At 72.8% G+C, this 19,161-nt stretch carries 17 protein-coding genes and 1 riboswitch; of the genes, 6 read left to right on the top strand and 11 right to left on the bottom strand.

The annotated features are described in order from the left end of the window. The first annotated feature begins 179 nt into the window (after window positions 1-179). Both UIS43_RS14620 and UIS43_RS14625 read left to right on the top strand, forming a co-directional pair. Window positions 180-584: a hypothetical protein gene (locus UIS43_RS14620; protein ID WP_358454014.1), complete on the top strand. Its 405-nt coding sequence runs from the start codon at window positions 180-182 to the stop codon at window positions 582-584. 232 nt (window positions 585-816) lie between these two features. Beyond that, the gene (locus UIS43_RS14625; protein WP_013155190.1) at window positions 817-2,463 is read left to right on the top strand and encodes a DNA repair helicase XPB; all 1,647 of its coding nucleotides are present in this window, start codon (window positions 817-819) and stop codon (window positions 2,461-2,463) included. A gap of 60 nt (window positions 2,464-2,523) precedes the next feature. Here the strand turns inward: UIS43_RS14625 and UIS43_RS14630 are convergent, their stop codons facing one another. Next, window positions 2,524-2,760 carry a hypothetical protein gene (locus tag UIS43_RS14630; protein WP_013155191.1) on the bottom strand — a complete coding sequence of 79 codons (237 nt, stop codon included), beginning with the start codon at window positions 2,758-2,760 and terminating at the stop codon, window positions 2,524-2,526. A gap of 205 nt (window positions 2,761-2,965) precedes the next feature. Here UIS43_RS14630 and UIS43_RS14635 point away from each other — a divergent pair, with 205 nt between their 5' ends. Then, window positions 2,966-3,961, top strand: a complete 996-nt coding sequence (locus tag UIS43_RS14635; protein WP_370010341.1) for a R2-like ligand-binding oxidase — start codon at window positions 2,966-2,968, stop codon at window positions 3,959-3,961. Window positions 3,962-4,002: 41 nt separating this feature from the next. On the opposite strand, the gene UIS43_RS14640 is transcribed toward UIS43_RS14635, so the two are convergent. Continuing rightward, the gene (locus tag UIS43_RS14640) at window positions 4,003-5,055 is read right to left on the bottom strand and encodes a zeta toxin family protein (protein ID WP_071622814.1); all 1,053 of its coding nucleotides are present in this window, start codon (window positions 5,053-5,055) and stop codon (window positions 4,003-4,005) included. Window positions 5,056-5,185: 130 nt separating this feature from the next. Then, entirely contained in the window at window positions 5,186-6,481 is a 1,296-nt protein-coding gene (locus UIS43_RS14645) for a glycoside hydrolase family 6 protein (protein WP_370010343.1), read from the bottom strand. 166 nt (window positions 6,482-6,647) lie between these two features. On the opposite strand from UIS43_RS14645, the gene UIS43_RS14650 reads away from it, so the two are divergent. The 3 genes from UIS43_RS14650 to UIS43_RS14660 all read left to right on the top strand — a co-directional run bounded on the left by UIS43_RS14650 (window position 6,648) and on the right by UIS43_RS14660 (window position 10,825). Next, complete coding sequence (locus tag UIS43_RS14650; RefSeq protein WP_013155195.1) at window positions 6,648-7,070, top strand: NUDIX domain-containing protein; 423 nt, start codon at window positions 6,648-6,650, stop codon at window positions 7,068-7,070. A gap of 75 nt (window positions 7,071-7,145) precedes the next feature. Further along, window positions 7,146-8,888, top strand: coding sequence for an ABC transporter ATP-binding protein (locus UIS43_RS14655; RefSeq protein WP_013155196.1), 1,743 nt, complete (start codon window positions 7,146-7,148; stop codon window positions 8,886-8,888). Then, on the top strand, window positions 8,885-10,825 hold the full coding sequence (locus UIS43_RS14660; protein ID WP_117197810.1) for an ABC transporter ATP-binding protein: 1,941 nt from the start codon (window positions 8,885-8,887) through the stop codon (window positions 10,823-10,825). Before UIS43_RS14655 ends, UIS43_RS14660 begins: the two co-directional genes overlap by 4 nt. A gap of 167 nt (window positions 10,826-10,992) precedes the next feature. On the opposite strand, the gene UIS43_RS14665 is transcribed toward UIS43_RS14660, so the two are convergent. From UIS43_RS14665 to thrC, 8 genes are all read right to left on the bottom strand, one after another. Then, window positions 10,993-11,493: a Uma2 family endonuclease gene (locus UIS43_RS14665; protein ID WP_358170464.1), complete on the bottom strand. Its 501-nt coding sequence runs from the start codon at window positions 11,491-11,493 to the stop codon at window positions 10,993-10,995. Window positions 11,494-11,829: 336 nt separating this feature from the next. Continuing rightward, window positions 11,830-13,461, bottom strand: a complete 1,632-nt coding sequence (gene groL, locus UIS43_RS14670; protein WP_013155198.1) for a chaperonin GroEL — start codon at window positions 13,459-13,461, stop codon at window positions 11,830-11,832. A 414-nt stretch (window positions 13,462-13,875) separates the two neighbouring features. Continuing rightward, window positions 13,876-14,679, bottom strand: coding sequence for an ABC transporter permease (locus tag UIS43_RS14675; protein ID WP_370010346.1), 804 nt, complete (start codon window positions 14,677-14,679; stop codon window positions 13,876-13,878). Continuing rightward, window positions 14,676-15,647, bottom strand: a complete 972-nt coding sequence (locus tag UIS43_RS14680; protein WP_013155200.1) for a daunorubicin resistance protein DrrA family ABC transporter ATP-binding protein — start codon at window positions 15,645-15,647, stop codon at window positions 14,676-14,678. Before UIS43_RS14680 ends, UIS43_RS14675 begins: the two co-directional genes overlap by 4 nt. Before the next feature lie 172 nt (window positions 15,648-15,819). Next, on the bottom strand, window positions 15,820-16,413 hold the full coding sequence (locus UIS43_RS14685; RefSeq protein WP_370010349.1) for a PadR family transcriptional regulator: 594 nt from the start codon (window positions 16,411-16,413) through the stop codon (window positions 15,820-15,822). Window positions 16,414-16,509: 96 nt separating this feature from the next. Then, window positions 16,510-16,992 carry a GNAT family N-acetyltransferase gene (locus UIS43_RS14690; RefSeq protein WP_013155202.1) on the bottom strand — a complete coding sequence of 161 codons (483 nt, stop codon included), beginning with the start codon at window positions 16,990-16,992 and terminating at the stop codon, window positions 16,510-16,512. A 124-nt stretch (window positions 16,993-17,116) separates the two neighbouring features. Then, complete coding sequence (locus tag UIS43_RS14695) at window positions 17,117-17,395, bottom strand: ubiquitin-like small modifier protein 1 (RefSeq protein ID WP_370010351.1); 279 nt, start codon at window positions 17,393-17,395, stop codon at window positions 17,117-17,119. 222 nt (window positions 17,396-17,617) lie between these two features. Beyond that, window positions 17,618-18,877: a threonine synthase gene (gene thrC, locus UIS43_RS14700; RefSeq protein ID WP_013155204.1), complete on the bottom strand. Its 1,260-nt coding sequence runs from the start codon at window positions 18,875-18,877 to the stop codon at window positions 17,618-17,620. Window positions 18,878-18,890: 13 nt separating this feature from the next. Further along, window positions 18,891-19,032, bottom strand: a riboswitch (SAM riboswitch). Window positions 19,033-19,161: the final 129 nt, after the last annotated feature.

Raw genomic sequence — 19,161 nt, forward strand, 5'->3', positions numbered from 1 at the left:
GGGGACGAACGGTGATGAACGGCGGAGGCGGCCCGAAGGCCTTCTGGGAGAGGACGCACGGTCACACACCGGGGTCCGTGTCCGGAGGCGGCCGGGGACGCCCGGCGCCGTTCCGGCTGCCCGGGGCCCGGGTCGCGCCCGGACCGGGCGGTGTGCCGGGCGCGCCGGGACCGGGCGGTGTGCCGGGCGCGCCGGGACCGGGCGGACACGCCACGGGCCCCGCCCCCGCGAGCGCCTCCCCGCTGGCGGCGCCCGCCGACCCCGCGCTTCCCCCCGGGGCGGTCCCCCCGGCGGCCCCTCCCGCCCGCGTGGGCGGCGCCGTGGCCGCGCTGGTGGTGGCCGTCCTCAGCGCGGCGGCGTCGATCCTGATGATGTACCTGGGCTTCTGGTTCTTCCTGCTGGCGGTGAACGTGCCCGGGGTCTGGTTCGGCATCGCGACGCTGCGCAGGCTTCCCGACCCCGAACGGGTGGAGCGGTACATCCGGTACACCTGGGCCTGCAACTTCGCCTACTTCGCCCTGTTCGTCCTGTTCCTCATCCCGGTCGTCGTCCTGGCCATGGTGATGCTCATGTTCACCTCCTGACCGGGCCCCTGCCGGGTCCCCCCGGTGCCGCGCACCGCGCTCCACGGAAGGAGCACGGGCGTGGACCGGCGGCTACACCCCGTACGGCGGCCGCGGCGTCCCCGGGAGCGGCCGCGGTCCCGAACGGCCCGGTCAGCGGGGTCCACGAGAGCACGGGCCCCGCGGGCATGATCGGAGGCCCGGATGCGTTGCACCTGTGGCCGCCCCCGCCCCGCGAGATTGAAGGTCCGTGTTGTCCTGCCTGATCGTCCAGTCCGACAAGACGCTCCTGCTGGAGGTCGACCACGAGCTGGCCGGCGAGTGCCGCCGGGCCATCGCCCCCTTCGCCGAACTCGAACGCGCGCCCGAACACGTGCACACCTACCGGATCACACCGCTGGCCCTGTGGAACTCCCGTGCCGCCGGGCACGACGCCGAGCAGGTCGTGGACGCGCTGATCCGGTTCTCCAAGTTCCCGGTGCCGCACTCGCTGCTGGTGGACATCGCCGAGACGATGGACCGCTACGGGCGGCTGCGGCTCGTGGGCGACCCGCGGCACGGTCTGGTCCTGGAGTCCTCCGACCGCGCCGTGCTGGAGGAGGTCGTCCGCGCCAAGAAGCTCAAGGGCATGCTGGGCGAGCGGCTGGGCGAGGACTCGGTCGCCGTGCACCCGAGCGAGCGCGGCAACCTCAAGCAGGCGCTGCTCAAGATCGGGTGGCCCGCCGAGGACCTGGCCGGGTACGTGGACGGCGAGGCGCACCCCATCGACCTCGACCAGGACGGCTGGGAGCTGCGCGGCTACCAGAGGGAGGCCGCGGAGAGCTTCCACGCGGGCGGGTCCGGCGTGGTGGTCCTGCCGTGCGGCGCGGGAAAGACCGTGGTCGGCGCGGCGGCGATGGCCATGACCGGGGCGACCACGCTCATCCTGGTGACGAACACGGTGTCGGTGCACCAGTGGAAGACCGAGCTGCTGCGGCGCACCTCGCTGACCGAGGACGAGATCGGCGAGTACTCGGGCACCCGCAAAGAGATCCGCCCCGTCACCATCGCGACCTACCAGGTCATGGCGGCCAGGCGCAAGGGCGTGTACACGCACCTGGAGCTGTTCGACGCCCGCGACTGGGGCCTGGTCGTCTACGACGAGGTGCACCTGCTGCCCGCGCCGATCTTCCGGATGACCGCCGACCTCCAGGCCCGGCGCCGACTGGGCCTGACCGCGACCCTGGTGCGCGAGGACGGCCGCGAGGGCGACGTGTTCTCGCTGATCGGCCCCAAGCGCTACGACGCGCCGTGGAAGGACATGGAGAACCAGGGGTGGATCGCCCCCGCGGACTGCGTCGAGGTGCGGGTGGACCTGTCGGAGGCCGAGCGGCTGGCGTACGCGACCGCCGAGCCGGAGGACCGCTACCGGTTCTGCGCCTCCTCCGAGACCAAGACCTCGGTGGTCCGGGAGATCGTGGAGCGCCACCCCGATGAGCAGGTGCTGGTCATCGGCTCCTACATCGACCAGCTGGACGAGCTCGGCGCGTCGCTGGGCGCGCCGGTGATCAAGGGCGAGACCCGCAACAAGGAGCGCGAGCGCCTCTTCGACGCCTTCCGCTCCGGGGACCTGCGGACGCTGGTGGTGTCGAAGGTCGCGAACTTCTCCATCGACCTGCCCGAGGCCGGTGTCGCGGTGCAGGTGTCGGGGTCCTTCGGCTCGCGGCAGGAGGAGGCGCAGCGGCTCGGCCGGGTCCTGCGCCCCAAGGCCGACGGCCGCGCCGCCCGCTTCTACGCGGTGGTGGCGCGCGACACCCTCGACCAGGACTACGCCGCGCACCGGCAGCGCTTCCTGGCCGAGCAGGGGTACGCCTACCGGATCACCGACGCCGGCGACCTGCTGTCGGGCGAGGAGATCTGACCGGGGCGGGCGGCCCCGCACGCGGCCCGGCGGGGCGCGTCCGGCCGGGGTTCGCGTCGCTCAGAAGGACGGCAGACCGCCCATGACGTAGGTGCCCGCGGCGATGCCCCAGGCCACCAGGGAGTAGCTCAGGGTGCGGGTGCGCAGGAGCCGGTCGCCCCGCACGGACGGCGCGGTGAAGGCCGCCACGAGGAGCGCCATGCCGAGCAGGGCGGGGATGGCGGAGGCCAACGCGAAGAGCTGGGTCTGGGCGGCGCACGCGGTGTAGCCGGATGTGCCGGGATCACCACAGAACACGTCGTTCCCCGATCGTTCGGTGCGGTCGGTACTCCCCGACCGTACCGTTTCGGCGGGGGCGCGCCGTCAACGGCCGCGGTCGGACATCCGCCGAGTCGGATTCGGTTTTTGGCGCCGCACACCCCGTTCGCTCTTTACACGAACCCCTTCCGTGTCCAATCATGAGGGCACAGCAGCTCCCCCCAGCGGCCAGGAGGTCCTCCCCATGCCCGTCTCCCCCGCCCCGCCCCCGCCCTCTCCCGCGCGGCGCCGCACCGGCTTCCACTCGCTCCGGGGCGGCGGCCTGAACTGGGACTCCCTCCCTCTCAAGCTGTTCGCCAAGGGCAACGCCCGGTTCTGGAACCCGGCCGACATCGACCTGAGCCGGGACGCCGAGGACTGGGAGGGGCTGGGAGAGGGGGCCCGGGCGCGGATCCTGCGGCTGTGCGCGTTCTTCGTGGCGGGAGAGGAGGCGGTCACGGAGGACATCCAGCCCTTCCTGCGGGCCATGGCCGCGGAGGGGCGGCTGGGCGACGAGATGTACCTGACCCAGTTCGCTTTCGAGGAGGCCAGGCACGTCCAGGCGTTCCGGCTGTGGCTGGACGCGCTCGGGGTCCACGAGGACCTGCACGGGTACGTGGACGCCAACCCGGGGTACCGGACGCTGTTCTACGAGGAGCTGCCCAGCTCGCTGGAGGCGCTGCTGGAGGACCCGAGCCCCCGCAACCAGGTGCGCGCCTCGGTGACCTACAACCACGTCATCGAGGGCTCGCTGGCGCTGACCGGGTACTACGCCTGGAACCACCTGTGCACGGCGCGCGACGTCTTCCCGGGGATGCGCCGGATCGTGCGCATGATCGGCGACGACGAGCGGCGCCACATGGCGTGGGGCACCTTCACCTGTCGCCGCCACGTCGCGGCCGACGACGCCAACTGGGACGTGGTGCGCGATCGGCTGGACGAACTGCTGCCGCACGTGACGTCCACGGTGGAACGCGGTGAGGAGCCCTCGGGCGACCCGGCGACCCGCCGCTACGAACTGCCTCCGGGCGAACTGGTCCGCTACGCGGGCGACCGCGCGCTGCGCCGCCTCGGCGCGATCGGGTCCGCGCGCGGGGTGCCCGTGTCGCGCATCGACCTGGACGCCACGCCCGAGGACCTGGAGGAGCGGTTCGGCGAGGAGGACCGGGAGGCCGTGCGGAGGCTGGCGGCCCGGGACTGAGAACCGGCCGGGCCCGCCCGGACGGCAGCCCGCCGGGCCGCTCAGACCGCGCTGCGCGGGGCGCGCCCGGACGCGTGCCACAGCTCCCGGCGCCCGCGTTCGGCCTCCAGGGCGACGCGCCCGAACGGCTCGGTCCGCCAGTCGTCCTCCTCCCGGTGGTTGGCGTAGAGCACGTCGCCGTCGCGGGAGAGGACGTAGAGCGAGTCCGCCAGCCGGTGGGTCTCCAGGAACTCCACCGTGTTGGGGAGGCCCAGATAGAAACGGTCATGGTGGAGTTCGGGCATCCACCTGCCGAAACCCTGGTCGGCGCGGGCCCGGGCGTACCGGTCGGCGATCGCGAAGCGGCTGTTGGAACTGTGGGTGGCCACGAGGGCGACCTCCACCCGGTACCCGGCGTCGCGGAACCCCTCCACCCAGGACGCGGCCCAGTCGGCGCGGCCGAGGGGGTGGCTGCACACGGCGTCCACGCGGCCCGCGCGCATGTGCGCCATGGCCAGCCCGTGCAGGCCGCCGACCTGCCGGGCCAGGGCGGCGGAGGCGGCCCGGTCGTCGGCGGCCATCGCCCACTCGTAGTCCGGCGCCAGGCGCAGCAGGTCGTCGCCGTCGTAGCTGACGGTGCCCTCGGGCAGGAACGGCAGGACCAGGCGCTGGAGGGTGGACTTGCCCGAGCCGGGCTGGCCGCCCAGGAGCAGGAGCCGGGGCCGCTCGCGGGCCGGTCCGGTGAGCCGGTCGCGGAGCGCGAGGTCGAACAGCGCGTCCAGGTCGGCCCCGGACAGGACGGGGCCCGGATCCCCGGGGGTCGCGCCGTCGCGGACCCGGATCGGCTCGGCCCGCAGTTCGGCGACGATCCCCGGGAGCTCCCGGTTGACCCGGGCGACCTCCCCGTCGTCGAGGAAGGGCAGCCGTGCCTCCCGGGCGAGGAGTTCGGCGGCGCGCTCCCGGAGCCCGGTCCTGCTCAGGCAGGCGCCGACGGCCGCGCTGTAGAGGTTGTAGGCCCGTTCGCGGGCCCGCCGGGAACCGGCCTCCTGCGCGGGGAAACCGCCGCAGGCGCTGTCCTCCACCAGGGTCCGCTCGCCCACCTGTGGAACCGTCATCCGTGTCCGCCCTTCGCCCACCGGGGATGCTAGTGGTTCCCCGGCCCCGGGGTACGGGGTTCGGCGCGGTTGGCCGGAGGCGGCCAGGAGGACGGGGCGGGACCCGCTGGGCCCCACCCCGTCAGTGCGGTCAGGCCGCGGAGCACGTCACCTCGGGCGCGCCGTTGCTACCGCCGTGGGTCCCGGTGAACCCGAACTCGGTGCTGCCGCCGGCGCTGAGCGTGCCGTTCCAGCCGAGGTCGGAGGCGGTGACCCGCGACCCGCTGCTGGAGAACTCGGCGTTCCAGCCCTGGCTGAACCGCTGCCCGTCGGCGTAGGTCCACGTCACGGTCCAGCCGCTGAGGGAGTCCTCGGCGGTGACCGTCACCGCCGCCTGGAAGCCGTTGCCCCACTCGCTGACGACCCTGTAGTCGGCCGTGCAGCCCTCGCCCTCGGGCGGGTCGGTCGGCTCGCCGGGGTCGGTGGGGTACTCGGGGGCGTTCACCGCCATGTCGTAGGCGGCCTGGGGCACGAACTGCCCCGCGGGCGCGATGCAGCCGTCGGCCTCACCGGGCAGCTTGGTCCAGATGAAGGCGTCGATCAGCGGGTTCCCGGTGTCGGTGGTGCTGGGGCGGCCGATCATCCGCCCCGGCGGGTCGCACCACTCGTTCTGGGGGGCGGGGCCGTTGCCGTTGCGGCTGGTGTCGATCACGGCGCCGAGGCCGGGCACGCCCGTCGCGGCGATGACGGCCTCCGCGAAGGCGACCTCGTCGTGGGTCCAGTTGTAGTTGGAGGTGTTGGTGGCGACGCCGTGCGCGCTGTTCGCGACGTCCGCGCCGTTGAGCAGGCCGGCGGCCTCCTGCGGGTCCAGCCAGGCCGAGTTGCCGATGTCGAAGTAGACCCTGGCCTCGGAGGAGCCCTCCATGAGCGCCTTGCCCGCGTAGGCCATGGAGTCCAGGAGCTCGGACGGGTCGCTGCAGCCGCTCACCAGCGGCAGGGCGTCGGGCTCCAGGACGATGGTGGCGGACCGGCCCTCCAGCCCCGCGGCGACCTCGTCGACCCAGGCGCGGTAGGCGTCGTGGCTGGGCGCCCCGCCGCCGCTGTGGTTGCCGCAGTCGCGGCCGGGGATGTTGTAGACCACCAGGATGGGGGTCTGGCCCTGGGCGTCGGCGGCGCTGACCACCGCGTCCACGTCGTCGCGGACCTCGGCGGGGTTGTACTGGGTGAACCAGGTGGCCTGGGCGACCGAGGCGATGCGGTCGCGGATGACGTCGGCCCGGGGGTCGTTCGGGTTCTCCTCGACCCAGACGGCCGCCGACGTGTTGGGGTTGACGTAGAACTCGGAGTCGGCGGCCGAGGCGGGCGCCGTGGCGAGCAGCGCCGTTCCCAGGGCCAGTGCCGAGACGGAGCTCACTGCTGCTCCGACGGCTATGCGTGTGCGGGACATGAGCCTTCCTTCGGTGTGGTGTTCCCCGGTTTCCCTGCTTCCCCGTTACTGCGCGCATGGGAGCGCTCCCAAAAAGTCACATTACCCGGCGGAGCCCCTCGCCCCCAGGGGGGTAACGACTGTGTTTCCCAAAGGTGACATCCGCGCCCTGGCATAGGGTGGTCGCATGTCACCCATCCCGCCCTCCTCCCCCGCCGTCATCGACGCCCTGGCCTGGGTCCACGTCCGCGAGGGGCGCCTGCTGTGCGTCCGCACCGACGGAGTGGACCTGTTCTACCTGCCCGGGGGCAAGCGCGAGCCCGGGGAGAGCGACGAGGCCGCGGTGGCCCGCGAGGCGCTGGAGGAGGTCAGCGTCGTGCTGCGGCCGGACACCGTCCGCCGGATAGCGGTGATCGACGAGGCCGCCCACGCCCAGGGCCCGGGCACCCGTGTGCGCCTGTCGTGCCACACCGCCGAGTACGACGGCGAGATCTCGGCGGACAACGAGATCGCCGAACTGGCGTGGATCGGCTTCGCCGACCGCGGGCGCTGCGCCCCGGCGGTGCGCCGCCTCATCGAACTCCTCCATGCCGAGGGCACCGTCGTCTGATCCGGGCCCGGCCCCTCCCAGCCCCGGAAAAATGGGTGGCCCGCGCCCCTCCCCGCTGGTTACAGTCCGGATACTGTGCGGACACTTCCCCAGCCCACCGGCGTTCCCGAACGCCGTTCGGCCGACCGGTTCCTGTGGTGGCTCGCCCGGAAGGAGTGCCGCTCACTGCTGTGGGCCGGGACCACCACGGGCGCCTTCATGCTCACCGGCGTGCTCATCTCCGCCGCGCTCGGCGCCGCCCTCGACTCCGGGGTCACCCGAGGCGACCCGGACGCCCTCCTCGGCTGGTTCGGCGTCCTCAGCGCCCTCGTCGCGGTCTCCGTCGCACTCGTCCCCCTCTCCCACCGGGCCGACTGCTTCAGCTGGTACGCGTCCGCCTACCGCACGATCCAGGTGGTCACCAACCATTCCGTGCGCATGGGCCCCACGCTCACCCGGCGTCTGCCCTCCGGCGAGGTGGTGGCCGTGGGCACCGAGGACATCGACCGCGTCGGCGACTTCTACGAGACGGTGGGCCAGCTCCTGGCCGTCTTCGTGACGGTGGCCGCGGTCAGCGCCCTCATGCTCACCTCGCACGTCGCCTTCGGCGTCATCGTCCTGGTGTCGGTCCCGCTCATCATGGCGGGGATGGTCCCCCTGCTGAACCTGTTCTCCCGCCGCCAGGAGCACCAGCGCGACCGGCAGGCCGAACTCACCACCCTGGCCACCGACCTGGTCGCGGGCCTGCGCGTGCTCCGGGGCGTGGGCGGCGAGCGCACCGTGGACCACCGCTACCGCACCGCCTCCCAGGGGGTCCGCTCCGCCGCCATGCGCGTGGGCTGGGTGGACGCCGCCCTCAACGCCGTGCGCGAGCTCCTCCCGGGCCTCCTCCTCGTGGGCATCGTCTGGTACGGCGCGCGCCTGGCCCTGACCGGGGAGATCACCGTCGGCCAGCTCGTCGCGTTCTACGGCTACGCCGGAACGCTCTCCATGGCCGTGCGCCACCTGATGCGTTCCCTGTCCATGTACGTCTCGGCCCGGGTGGCCGCCGGTCGCGTGGTGCGCGTGCTGCGCCTGGAGCACGACCACCCCGACCCCGAGCGCCCCGAGCCGGAACCGGCCGGCCCCTGCGACCTGCACGACCCGGGCAGCGGAGTGACCCTCGCCGCGCACCGCACCACCGGCGTGGTCTGCGCCGACCCCGCCGACGCCACCGCCATCACCGAACGCCTGGGGCGCTACCGGGACGAGGAGGGCGCGCACGCCGCACTGGTCGAGACGGCCACGGGCCGGACCGTGCGCCTGCGCGACCTGCCCCGGTCCCGGGTGCGCCGCCGCGTCCTGGTGGCCGCCAACGACGCGCATCTGTTCTCCGGAACCCTGCGCGGTGAACTGTCCCCGGACCAGGGGATCTCCGACGAACGCCTGGCCGAGGTCGTGCGCGCCGCGCACGCCGACGACGTGGTGCGCCAGTCCGCCGCCGGACTGGACGCGCTGCTGACCGAGCGCGGCCGCGAGTACTCCGGCGGCCAGCAGCAGCGCCTGCGCCTGGCCCGCGCCCTGGCCCTGGAGCCGGAGATCCTGATCCTGGTGGAGCCCGCCTCCGCCGTGGACGCCCACTCCGAGGCCGCGATCGCCGCCGGGCTGCCCGCCGAGCGGGCGGGGCGCACGACCGGCCTGGTCACCACCAGCCCCCTGCTGCTCGACCACACCGACCACGTGCAGTTCGTCGAGGAGGGCCGCCTCACGGCCGAGGGGACCCACCGCGCCCTCCTCGCCGAGTGCCCGAACTACGCCGCCACCGTCCTGCGCGCCGTTCCCACGGAGGGGAAGCCATGACCCGGGCCGCCGACAACGCCGAGACCCTCGGCCCGCCGCAGGCGTCCGGAGTGTTCGAAACGCCCCGAGCGCCCGAGGCGGCCCGCGCACCCGGAGCGCCCGCCGATCCCGCCGCGTCCGCCGCTCCCGCGGAGCACCGCGCGGCGGGACTGCCGATCGCGCCGGTCGCTGCCGTGTGGCGGCGGCTGCGCCGTGCCGGGCGCGAGCACGGACGGCTGCTCGCCGTCGTCGTCCTGCTGTACGGGACGGCCGCGCTCACGGCGCTGGCCTCGCCCTGGATCCTGGGTCTGATCATCGACACCGTGCGCGCCGAGGGGGCGCCGTCCGCGGCCTCGGAGCAGGCGGCCTCGCGCGTCGACGTGCTCGCCTGGCTCATCGTCGCGGCGCTGGTGCTGCACGCCGGGTTCACCCTGGCCTCCGTGGCGGCCTCGATCCGGTTCGGCGAGAGCGTGCTGGCCGAGCTGCGCGAGGAGTTCGTGCGCGCGGTGCTCCGGCTCCCGATGGGAGTGGTGGAGCGGGCGGGCACGGGCGACCTCGTGGCGCGCACCGGCCGCGACATCGGCCACCTGAGCCACACCGTGCGCGTTTCGGTGCCGGTGATGGCGGTGAGCACGGTGACCCTGGTGGTCGTCACCACGGCGCTCATCGTCCTGCACCCTCTCCTGCTGCTGGCGTGGCTGCCGTCGGCGCCCGTGCTGTGGCTGTCCACGCGCTGGTACGCGCGCAGGGCCCCGGACGGGTACGTGCGCGAGCTGGGCACCTACTCGGAGCTGACCCAGAGCGTGACCGACACCGTGGAGGGCGCGCACACCATCGAGTCGCTGGGACGCCAGGCCCGGCGGATCGCGCTCAACGAACAAAGGGTGGGGCGGGCCTACGCGGCGGAGCGGTACACGCTGTGGCTGCGCTGCGTCTGGTACCCGCCGCTGGAGTTCGGGTACATGTTCCCGATCGCGCTGACCTTCCTGGTGGCTGGCCTGCTGTACGCCGACGGAGCGCTGAGCCTGGGCGGGATCGCCACCGCGGTCTTCCTCAGCAGGCAGATGGCGCGGCCCCTGGACCAGTTGCTGGACCAGGTGGACAGCCTGATGATGGGCTTCACGAGCATGCGCAGGCTGCTGGGCGTGGAGCTGGCCGGGGAACCGGAGGGGAGGGCGCGCTCCGCGGCGGACGCGGCCGGGACCGCCCGGCCCGGCGAGGTGCGGGTGGAGGACGTGCGCTTCGCCTACACCGACGCGGAGGTCCTGCACGGCGTCGACCTGGTGCTGGCGCCCGGTGAACGCCTGGCCGTGGTGGGTCCGAGCGGCGCGGGCAAGTCGACCCTGGGCAAGCTGATCGCGGGCGTGCACCCGCCCACCTCGGGCGCCGTCCGCGTGAGCGGTGCGCCGGTGTCGGGCCTGCCTCCCGAGGAACGGCGCGCGCGGGCGATCCTGCTGAGCCAGGAGAGCCACATGTTCCGGGGCACGATCGCCGAGAACCTGGCGTTGGCGCTGGACCGGCCCGAGGGCGCGGCCGAGGTGGACGAGGAGCGCCTGTGGGAGGCGCTGGCCGCCGTGGACGCCGAGCCCTGGGTGCGCGCGCTGCCGGAGGGGCTGGGCACGCGGGTGGGGTCGGGCCACGCCCCGCTGGACCCGGCGCACGTGCAGCAGCTGGCCCTGGCCCGCGTGGTGCTGGCCGACCCCGACGTGCTGGTGCTGGACGAGGCCACGTCCCTGATGGACCCGCGTTCGGCCCGCCACCTGGAACGCTCGCTGGCGGGGGTGCTGTCGGGGCGCACGGTGGTGGCCATCGCGCACCGGCTGCACACCGCGCACGACGCCGACCGGATCGCGGTGGTGGAGGACGGCCGGATCAGCGAGCTGGGCAGCCACGACGAGTTGCTGGCCCGCGGCGGCTCCTACGCCGACCTGTGGCGGGCCTGGCACGGCGAGGACTGAGGGGCCTCGGGCCGCTGCCGCCCGCGTGCTCGGGGGTGCCGCTGGCGCTGGGCCTGGAGGCCTTCTGCGCGGCTGAGGACGCGGTCCGCACCCTCGGGAGTACCGCTGGCCGGAGCCGGAACCCGGCGGGCGTACGCCCCCGGGCCGCCGCTGCGTCCGCGCCCGGGTCAGGAAGACCACTGGTCGGGGCCGGGGAACCTGGACGTGTCCAAATCGACGTCGAAGGGCTCCGGCAGCCGAATCTTCGCGCCGAAGTCCACGGTCGTGGCGTGGTTGTAGCGGCCGTTGCCGGGCTGCTCGTAGAGGGTGACCGACGGCCCCGCCTCGTCCCAGGCGTCGATCAGCAGGTAGAGCGGGACCGGCGCGTGCGCGTAACCCCACAGCTTCTTCCTGCGGTCGGTGTCCCTGCTGCTCCGGGAGACGATCTCGACCACCAGTTCCGCCTCGTCCGCCGGGCAGGGGGTCCAGGAGGGGTCGGGGAGAACGTGCTCGGACATGACGACCAGATCAGGCATGTACAACTGCTCGACCGCTGGCAACTGAATTCCGAGGACCTGGTAGACACCCCGGTCATCGGGGATGGTGGCGAACAACGACCGGCTCACCCGGGACGCGATGACGTTGTGGGGGCATGGACGGGGGCGCCACGAGCCGAATGCTGTCCTCATCGAGGATCTCCGCCCGCCAACCGTCGGGCACGTCCAGCTCTCGACAGATGCCCAGCAGGTAGTTCCACCGCGACAGCCCCACCGCCGGGGCGGCTTCCGTCATGGCCGGACTCCTCCAACTCGTGCCTTCATACCGGAAGCGTAGGACTCCGCGCCCGCGTCCGTCCGACGCTTCGCGGAACAACCCGGCTTAGCACGAGGAAGAGCGCCGTGCCTCACCCCGGAAAAGGCGAAACCGGGCGACCCCCGAAGGGGCCGCCCGGTCGTCGCGGGCGAGGTCGCGTATCCGGACCTCAGACACCTGCGGGCCCGGGGGCCCGAGGTCTCACGGACCTACTAGAAGTCCATGCCGCCCATGCCACCGGTCGGGTCGCCGGCGGGAGCGGCGGCCTTCTCCGGCTTCTCGGCGATGACGGCCTCGGTGGTCAGGAACAGACCGGCGATGGAAGCCGCGTTCTGCAGAGCCGAGCGGGTGACCTTGGTCGGGTCGATGACGCCGTCCTTGAACAGGTCGGTGTACTCGCCGGTGGCGGCGTTCAGGCCGAACCCGGGCTCCAGGTTCTTGACCTTCTCCGCCACGACGCCGCCCTCGAGGCCGGCGTTGATCGCGATCTGCTTGAGCGGCTCGGCGATGGCGCGGCGCACGATGTCGGCGCCGATGGCCTCGTCGCCCTCCAGCTCCAGCTTCTCGAAGGCCGGGACGCTGGCCTGGAGCAGAGCGACACCACCGCCGGGCAGGATGCCCTCCTCGACCGCGGCCTTGGCGTTGCGGACGGCGTCCTCGATGCGGTGCTTGCGCTCCTTGAGCTCCACCTCGGTGGCGGCACCGGCCTTGATGACGGCCACGCCGCCGGCCAGGCGGGCGAGACGCTCCTGGAGCTTCTCGCGGTCGTAGTCGGAGTCGGTGCGCTCGATCTCGTTGCGGATCTCGTTCACGCGACCGGCGATCGCGGTGGCGTCACCGGCGCCGTCCACGATGGTGGTCTCGTCCTTGGTGACGACGACCTTGCGGGCGCGGCCGAGCATGTCGAGCTCGGTGCTCTCCAGCTTGAGGCCGACCTCCTCGGTGATGACCTGGCCGCCGGTCAGCACGGCGATGTCGCCGAGCTGGGCCTTGCGGCGGTCGCCGAAGCCCGGGGCCTTGACGGCGACGGACTTGAAGGTGCCGCGGATCTTGTTGACGACCAGCGTCTGGAGGGCGCCGCCCTCCAGGTCCTCGGCGATGACGACCAGCGGGCGGCCGGCCTGGAGGACCTTCTCGACAACCGGCAGGAACTCGTTGTTGTTCGAGATCTTGGAGTTGACGATGAGGATGTAGGGGTCCTCGAGGACCGTCTCCATGCGCTCCAGGTCGGTGGCGAAGTAGGGCGAGATGTAGCCCTTGTCGAAGCGCATGCCCTCGGCGAGCTCGAGCTCCAGCCCGAAGGTCTGGCCCTCCTCGACCGTGATGACGCCTTCCTTGCCGACCTTGTCCATGGCCTCGGCGATGGTCTCGCCGATCTGGGGGTCGCCGGCGGAGATCGAGGCGGTGGAGGCGATCTGCTCCTTGGTCTCGATGTCCTTGGAGAGGTTGCCGAGCTCCTCGTTGATGCGCGCGACGGCGGACTCGATGCCGCGCTTGAGGCTGATCGGGTTGGCGCCGGCGGCGACGTTGCGCAGGCCCTCGCGAACGAGCGCCTGGGCGAGCACGGTGGCGGTGGTGGTGCCGTCACCCGCGACGTCGTCGGTCTTCTTGGCGACCTCCTTGACCAGCTCGGCCCCGATCTTCTCCCACGGGTCCTCGAGCTCGATCTCCTTGGCGATGGAGACACCGTCGTTGGTGATCGTGGGGGCGCCCCACTTCTTCTCCAGGACGACGTTGCGGCCCTTGGGGCCGAGCGTGACCTTGACGGCGTCAGCGAGCTGGTTCATGCCGCGCTCAAGGCCGCGACGGGCCTCCTCGTCGAACGCGATCAGTTTGGCTGCCATTGAGTTCTTGTCCTCCCGTGACCGGGCTGATACGCGATGGGACGAGGCATGCGCCCGCGACGGACGACCGCGGAACCTCCCGGCAACCCTGCTGCCGGGAGCCGCGATCTCGCAGCCTCGATCCGGTTAGCACTCAGTGAAGGCGAGTGCTAACCAGTTCCCTTTTTAGCACTCGACCCCGGCGAGTGCAAACGATGTGGTCACGATTTCCCATCCCGGCATTTCCGCATCTACCTGCATAAACACCGTATGACATGCGGGTTTTCCGCGCTGAGCGGACGGAGCCGCGCACCGGTTCCCACCTCTCCCGGCGCGCGGCTCCGCTCCCGCTCCGACCCTGCTCCACCGCCCCCGGCCGGGCTTCGCCCCCGGCTCCGGACGGACCCCGGCCCGACCCCGACAGCGGCGCCCCGGTCAGGAGCTGAGGCGGCGCATCGCCCGCGACCCCCCGGCCAGCGCGGCGACCGCCAGCACCACCGCCACGGCCCAGCCGAGGGCGACCGAGGCGTCCCACTGCCCGGCGAACAGGGCGCGCTCGGCGTCCACCACGTAGGCCACCGGGTTGGCCCGCGAGAGCGCGTACAGCCACGGCGGCGCCAGCTCCATCGGCAGCAGCACGCCGGACAGCAGCATCAGCGGCATGATCAGCGTCTGCACGATGGGCGCGAACACGTAGGTCTGCTTGACCGCCAGGGCCGCCAGGTAGGACAGCGTGGCCAGCCCGGCACCCAGGACGGCGAGCAGGAGCAGCCCCACGACGGCTCCCGCCAGCGACGCCTCGAACCCGAGCGGCACCACCAGCACGAGGATGAGCACCATCTGCGCCAGCATCATCACCACGTCGCGCAGGACCCGCCCCAGCAGCAGCGACACCCGGCTCACCGGGGTGGCCAGCAGCCGCTCGTGCGCTCCGGAGGACATCTCCGGCAGCAGCCCGAACCCGGCGAACCCGGCCGTGAACAGGCCGAGCATCACCAGCAGGCCGGGGACGAACCACTGCCACGGGTCCTGCCCCTCGGCGCCGGCCAGCCCCGTCAGCAGGGGCGCGAACAGCACCAGGTACAGCACCGGTTGCAGCATGCCGAAGAACAGCATCGGCGGCCGGTGCAGGAACGGCCGCATCTGGCGGGCGAAGACGGTCACGGTGTCGCGCACCAGGCCCGGCCCCCGCGCCGCGGGCGCCCCCGCCGGGGTCCCGGTCATCTCGTGGAAGCTCATGCCCCCTCCTCCCTCAGGCTGCGTCCGGTCAGGGTCAGGAACACGTCGTCCAGGGTGGGCCGCTGCACCCGGACGGAGAGCAGCGGGACCCCGGCCGCGTCCAGTCCGCGCAGCAGCTCGGGCAGCACGGTGTCCCCGCGTTCCACGCGCAGGCGCACCTCGGCGTCGCGCCCCGCGTCCGCGAGCACCTCCGCGGTTCCGGCGGAGGGCGCACGTTCGGCGATCCCGGCGGCGGTGCGCGCCTGCTCTGCGTCCGGCACGGTGAGGGTGACCAGGTCACCGGAGACCTTGCCCTTGAGCTCGTCGGCGGTGCCGTCGGCGATGACCCTGCCGTGGTCGATGACCAGGACCCTCTCGGCCATGTCGTCGGCCTCGTCGAGGTAGTGGGTGGTGAGCACGACCGTGGTGCCCGTCCGGTCGCGCAGCCGGGTGATGTGCTCCCACAGGTTGGCCCGGCTGTGCGGGTCGAGTCCGGTGGAGGGCTCGTCCAGGAACAGCAGCCCCGGCTCGTGGATGAGCCCCATGGCGATGTCGAGGCGCCTGCGCTGTCCGCCGGAGAGCTTGGTGACCTCGCGGTCGGCGGCGCCGCCCAGCTCCAGCTGGTCGAGGAGACCGTCGGCGCGGCGGCGCGCGGTGCGCCGGTCGAGCCCGTACAGCAGCCCCTGCGTGTACAGCTCCTCCCGGGCCCGCTGGTCCTCTCCGGCGCCGTGTCCCTGGCCGACGAAGCCGATCCTGCGGCGCACCTCGGCGGGCGCGGTGCGGACGTCGTGCCCCGCGACCACGGCGGTGCCCGAGGTGGGTTCGAGCAGGGTGGTGAGCATGCGCAGCGTGGTCGACTTCCCCGCGCCGTTCGGTCCGAGCAGGGCGACCAGTTCGCCCTCCGCGACGTCGATGTCGACGCCGCGGACGGCCTGGACGACCTCCTTGCCGACCCGGAAGTCCCGGGTCAGCCCACGTGTGTGGATCATCCCTCTCCTTATTAAAACTTGAGTACGAGAGAGAGTGTGCACCACCGGACGGAATATTCAAAGTTTAATAAGCGCTCGGTCCGCGCCCCGGGGATCCGACCTGGTCGGCGGGGCCCGCGCGGACGGGGGAAGCGGAGGCGGCGGGGCCGATGGAGGCGGGAGGGCCGCCGGGTCAGCGGTCGCGGGCGGCCGCCCCCGGCACCGGGGGCAGCCCGAAGGCATCGGGGCCGTCGTCGGCCATGGTGTACTCCCCGGCCCTCAGGGAGGCGACGAGTTCACGCGTCCAGCGGGCCTCGGCCCCGAGCGTGCCCCGCCACAGGCCGAAGAGTTCGCGCACGTGCGCGGGCTTGCCCCAGTCCTCGGAGGGGCGCAGCTCGCCCTCGGTCCTCTCCAGCAGCTCCAGGCGCTGTTCCAGCAGCGCGACGACCTCCGCGCGCGGCAGGGCGGTCATGAGGGTGACCGCCGCGAAGAGCATCGCGGGGTCCTCCCTGCGCGTCAGCCCGCGGCGGACGAGGCGGTGCAGCTCGGCCTCGCCGTCCTCGGTGATCGCGTAGGAGACGCGGTCGACCACCTCGTCCCCCTCGGCCACGAACTCGCGCAGCCTGCCCTCCTGGGAGAGCTTGCGCAGGGCGTGGTAGATGGAGCCCCACTTGATGTTGGCCCAGTGCTCGGTGCCCCAGTCCAGGAGCTGACGGCCCACCCGGTACCCGTGGGCCTGCCCCTCCATGCGCACCACACCCAGGACCAACAGCCGTGTCGCCGACATCTCCACCCTCGTTCGACCGGAATCCCCTCCAGCCTACGAGCAGCGACGAGGCGGTTCGGCGAGCCAGGGCCGCGCCCCGGGCGGTCCCCCGCGCCGCTACAGCTTGCGGAAGTACCGCACGATCGGCAGCGCGGTGTAACCGGCGCGCTCGTAGGTGGCGCGGGCCGGGGCGTGACCGTCGTCGCCGCCCGTCTCGACCATGGCCACCGCCGCCCCCTGCTCCCGGATCCAGTCGGTGGCGGCCCCGGTCAGCGCCGTCCCCACGCCCCGCCCCTGGTGGTCGGGGTCGACGGCGAGCAGGTGGATCTCCCCCATGTCGTCGTCGGGGAGCATCCTGGCGGTGGCGAAGCCCGCGACCGCGCCGTCGGCCTCGGCGACCCACACGCGCTGGTCCCCGGCGTCGACGCTCCCGGCCACCTCGTCGTACTGGCTGCGCCGCCAGTCCGGGACCAGGACCGGGTAGACCTCCTCCCCCAGGACCCGGCGCAGCGACGCGTGCACCGGTTCCCACGCGCGCAGTGCCAGAGCGATGACCGCTTCCCTGTCGGACTCCCGGAACAGCCGGATCTCGATGCCCATGCGCCCAGGCTAGGGAGCGGCGGACCCGGGCGCACCGGGTTTCGCGGAGCGCGCGGGGCCCCGCGGACGGCGAAGGGGCGGCCCCGGCGCCCTGTCGCGCCGCGGCCGCCCCTCACGCCGGGGCTCAGCAGCCCCCGGCGACCGCCGGGATGATGGAGACCTGGGCGCCGTCGGCGACCTCGGTCTGCAGGCCCTTATCGAAGCGCACGTCCTCGTCGCCGATGTAGACGTTGACGAAGCGGCGCACCTTGCCGCTGTCGTCCAGGATGCGGGCGCGGATGCCGGGGTAGTTGGCCTCCAGGTCGTCGAGGACCTCGGCCAGGGTGGCGCCCTCGGCGGAGACCTCGGAGGCGTCGTTGGTGTAGGTGCGCAGGATGGTGGGCACGCGGACGCTGGCGCTCATGGCGGACTTCCTTACTCGTGGGAGATGACGGGTGGTCGGGGCGGCCTGAGCCTGCTCTTACGGGGCCTCAGCGCCGGAGGGGTCGCTCGGGCGCCCGAACAACGAAAGTGCCGGGCTTCGCGTCCGTGGGGGGCGGTAGCCCGCCTCGTCGCGTGGCGCCCCTGCGGGCGACGGCGGGCGACGGGCGGGCCGAAGCGAAGCGGAGGCCCCGGAGGACACTGTCTAGGCCAGACCGGCGTCGGTGAAGGCGCTCAGCGACGGCTTGATCGTGGCGCTCACCCCGGCGTCGACGGCGTTCAGGGTCTTGAGCCCGTCACCGGTGTTGAGCACGACCGTCTCGGCCTTCGGGTCGAGCCTGCCCTCGCGGACGAGCTTGCGCAGCACGCCGGTGGTGACGCCGCCCGCGGTCTCGGCGAAGATGCCCTCGGTGCGGGCGAGGAGCTTGATGGAGTCGACGATCTCGTCGTCGCCCACGTGCTCCACCGATCCGCCCGTGCGCTTGGCGATGTCCAGCACGTAGGGCCCGTCGGCCGGGTTGCCGATGGCCAGCGACTTGGCGATGGTGTCGGGCTTGACCGGCTGGATGACGTCGATGCCCTTGTCCCAGGCCTGCGCGACCGGGGAGCAGCCCGTGGCCTGGGCGCCGAAGATCCGGTACGGGCGGTCCTCGACCAGGCCGAGCTTGACCAGTTCCTGGAAGCCCTTGTCGATCTTGGTGAGCTGGGAGCCGGACGCGATCGGGACGACGATCTGCTCGGGCAGGCGCCAACCGAGCTGCTCGGCGATCTCGTAGGCCAGCGTCTTGGAGCCCTCGCCGTAGTAGGGGCGCAGGTTGACGTTGACGAAGCCCCAGCCCTCGCCCACCGGGTCGCCGATGAGCTCGGAGCAGAAGCGGTTGACGTCGTCGTAGTTGCCGTCGATGGCCACGACCTTGCCGCCGTAGACGGAGGCCATGACCACCTTGGCCTCCTCCAGCCCGGCGGGGATGAACACGCAGGACTCGAACCCGGCGCGCGCGGCGGCGGCGCCGACGGCTCCGGCCAGGTTGCCGGTGGAGGAGCAGGACAGGGTGGTGAACCCGAAGGTGCGGGCGGCCTCGACGGCGATGGCGACCACGCGGTCCTTGAAGGAGTGCGTGGGGTTGCCGGAGTCGTCCTTGACGTGGAGGGAGTCCAGGCCCAGTTCGGCCGCGAGGCGGTCGGCCCGCACCAGCGGGGTCAGGCCGGGGGCCATGTTGGGCAGCTCGGCGACGTTGGCCGGGACGGGCAGGAGGGAGCGGTAGCGCCAGATGCTCTTGGGGCCGCTCTCGATGTCGGCGCGGGTGACGGTCCCGAAGTCGTAGGCGACCTCAAGGGGGCCGAAGCAGAACTCGCAGGCGAACCGGGGGGTGAGTTCGTAGCGCTCGCCGCACTCGCGACAGGAGAGCGCGGTGCCGGGGCCGAAGGAGCGGGCGGCGGTGGGTTCGGTGGCGGCAATCGCCATGGCGAGGCGTCTCCCCTCATCTTTCCTGGCGGACACCTTGTCCCCAGGCCGGAGTTGGCACCTGTCCCAGCCGTCCCGCGGGTTCGCGGGTGTCACATGCTGGAATGGTTGCCGGGGCTTCGCAGGGCCGGTCCCTCCACCCCTCTGGATGAGCAATATGAAGTTTTGCGCTGGTCCTGTCGGATCCGCACCGCAACTGTAACGGAGGTGCCGGCCGGTTTTCCACGCCTGGTGACCCGGGTAACACGAAACGGCTCACATGGTGAGACGGCGCTGGTCCGGGC

Origin of the sequence: Nocardiopsis sp. LDBS0036 (assembly GCF_041228755.1) — a bacterium.
GTDB lineage: Bacteria > Actinomycetota > Actinomycetes > Streptosporangiales > Streptosporangiaceae > Nocardiopsis > Nocardiopsis dassonvillei.

Coding starts and splice junctions, on each gene's coding strand:
- UIS43_RS14680 (WP_013155200.1), bottom strand. CDS start 15,647: ATGATCCACACACGTGGGCTGACCCGGGACTTCCGGGTCGGCAAGGAG.
- UIS43_RS14665 (WP_358170464.1), bottom strand. CDS start 11,493: ATGAGGACAGCATTCGGCTCGTGGCGCCCCCGTCCATGCCCCCACAAC.
- thrC (WP_013155204.1), bottom strand. CDS start 18,877: ATGGCGATTGCCGCCACCGAACCCACCGCCGCCCGCTCCTTCGGCCCC.
- UIS43_RS14695 (WP_370010351.1), bottom strand. CDS start 17,395: ATGAGCGCCAGCGTCCGCGTGCCCACCATCCTGCGCACCTACACCAAC.
- UIS43_RS14660 (WP_117197810.1), top strand. CDS start 8,885: ATGACCCGGGCCGCCGACAACGCCGAGACCCTCGGCCCGCCGCAGGCG.
- UIS43_RS14685 (WP_370010349.1), bottom strand. CDS start 16,413: ATGTCGGCGACACGGCTGTTGGTCCTGGGTGTGGTGCGCATGGAGGGG.
- UIS43_RS14650 (WP_013155195.1), top strand. CDS start 6,648: ATGTCACCCATCCCGCCCTCCTCCCCCGCCGTCATCGACGCCCTGGCC.
- UIS43_RS14675 (WP_370010346.1), bottom strand. CDS start 14,679: ATGAGCTTCCACGAGATGACCGGGACCCCGGCGGGGGCGCCCGCGGCG.
- UIS43_RS14645 (WP_370010343.1), bottom strand. CDS start 6,481: ATGTCCCGCACACGCATAGCCGTCGGAGCAGCAGTGAGCTCCGTCTCG.
- UIS43_RS14635 (WP_370010341.1), top strand. CDS start 2,966: ATGCCCGTCTCCCCCGCCCCGCCCCCGCCCTCTCCCGCGCGGCGCCGC.
- UIS43_RS14640 (WP_071622814.1), bottom strand. CDS start 5,055: ATGACGGTTCCACAGGTGGGCGAGCGGACCCTGGTGGAGGACAGCGCC.
- groL (WP_013155198.1), bottom strand. CDS start 13,461: ATGGCAGCCAAACTGATCGCGTTCGACGAGGAGGCCCGTCGCGGCCTT.
- UIS43_RS14690 (WP_013155202.1), bottom strand. CDS start 16,992: ATGGGCATCGAGATCCGGCTGTTCCGGGAGTCCGACAGGGAAGCGGTC.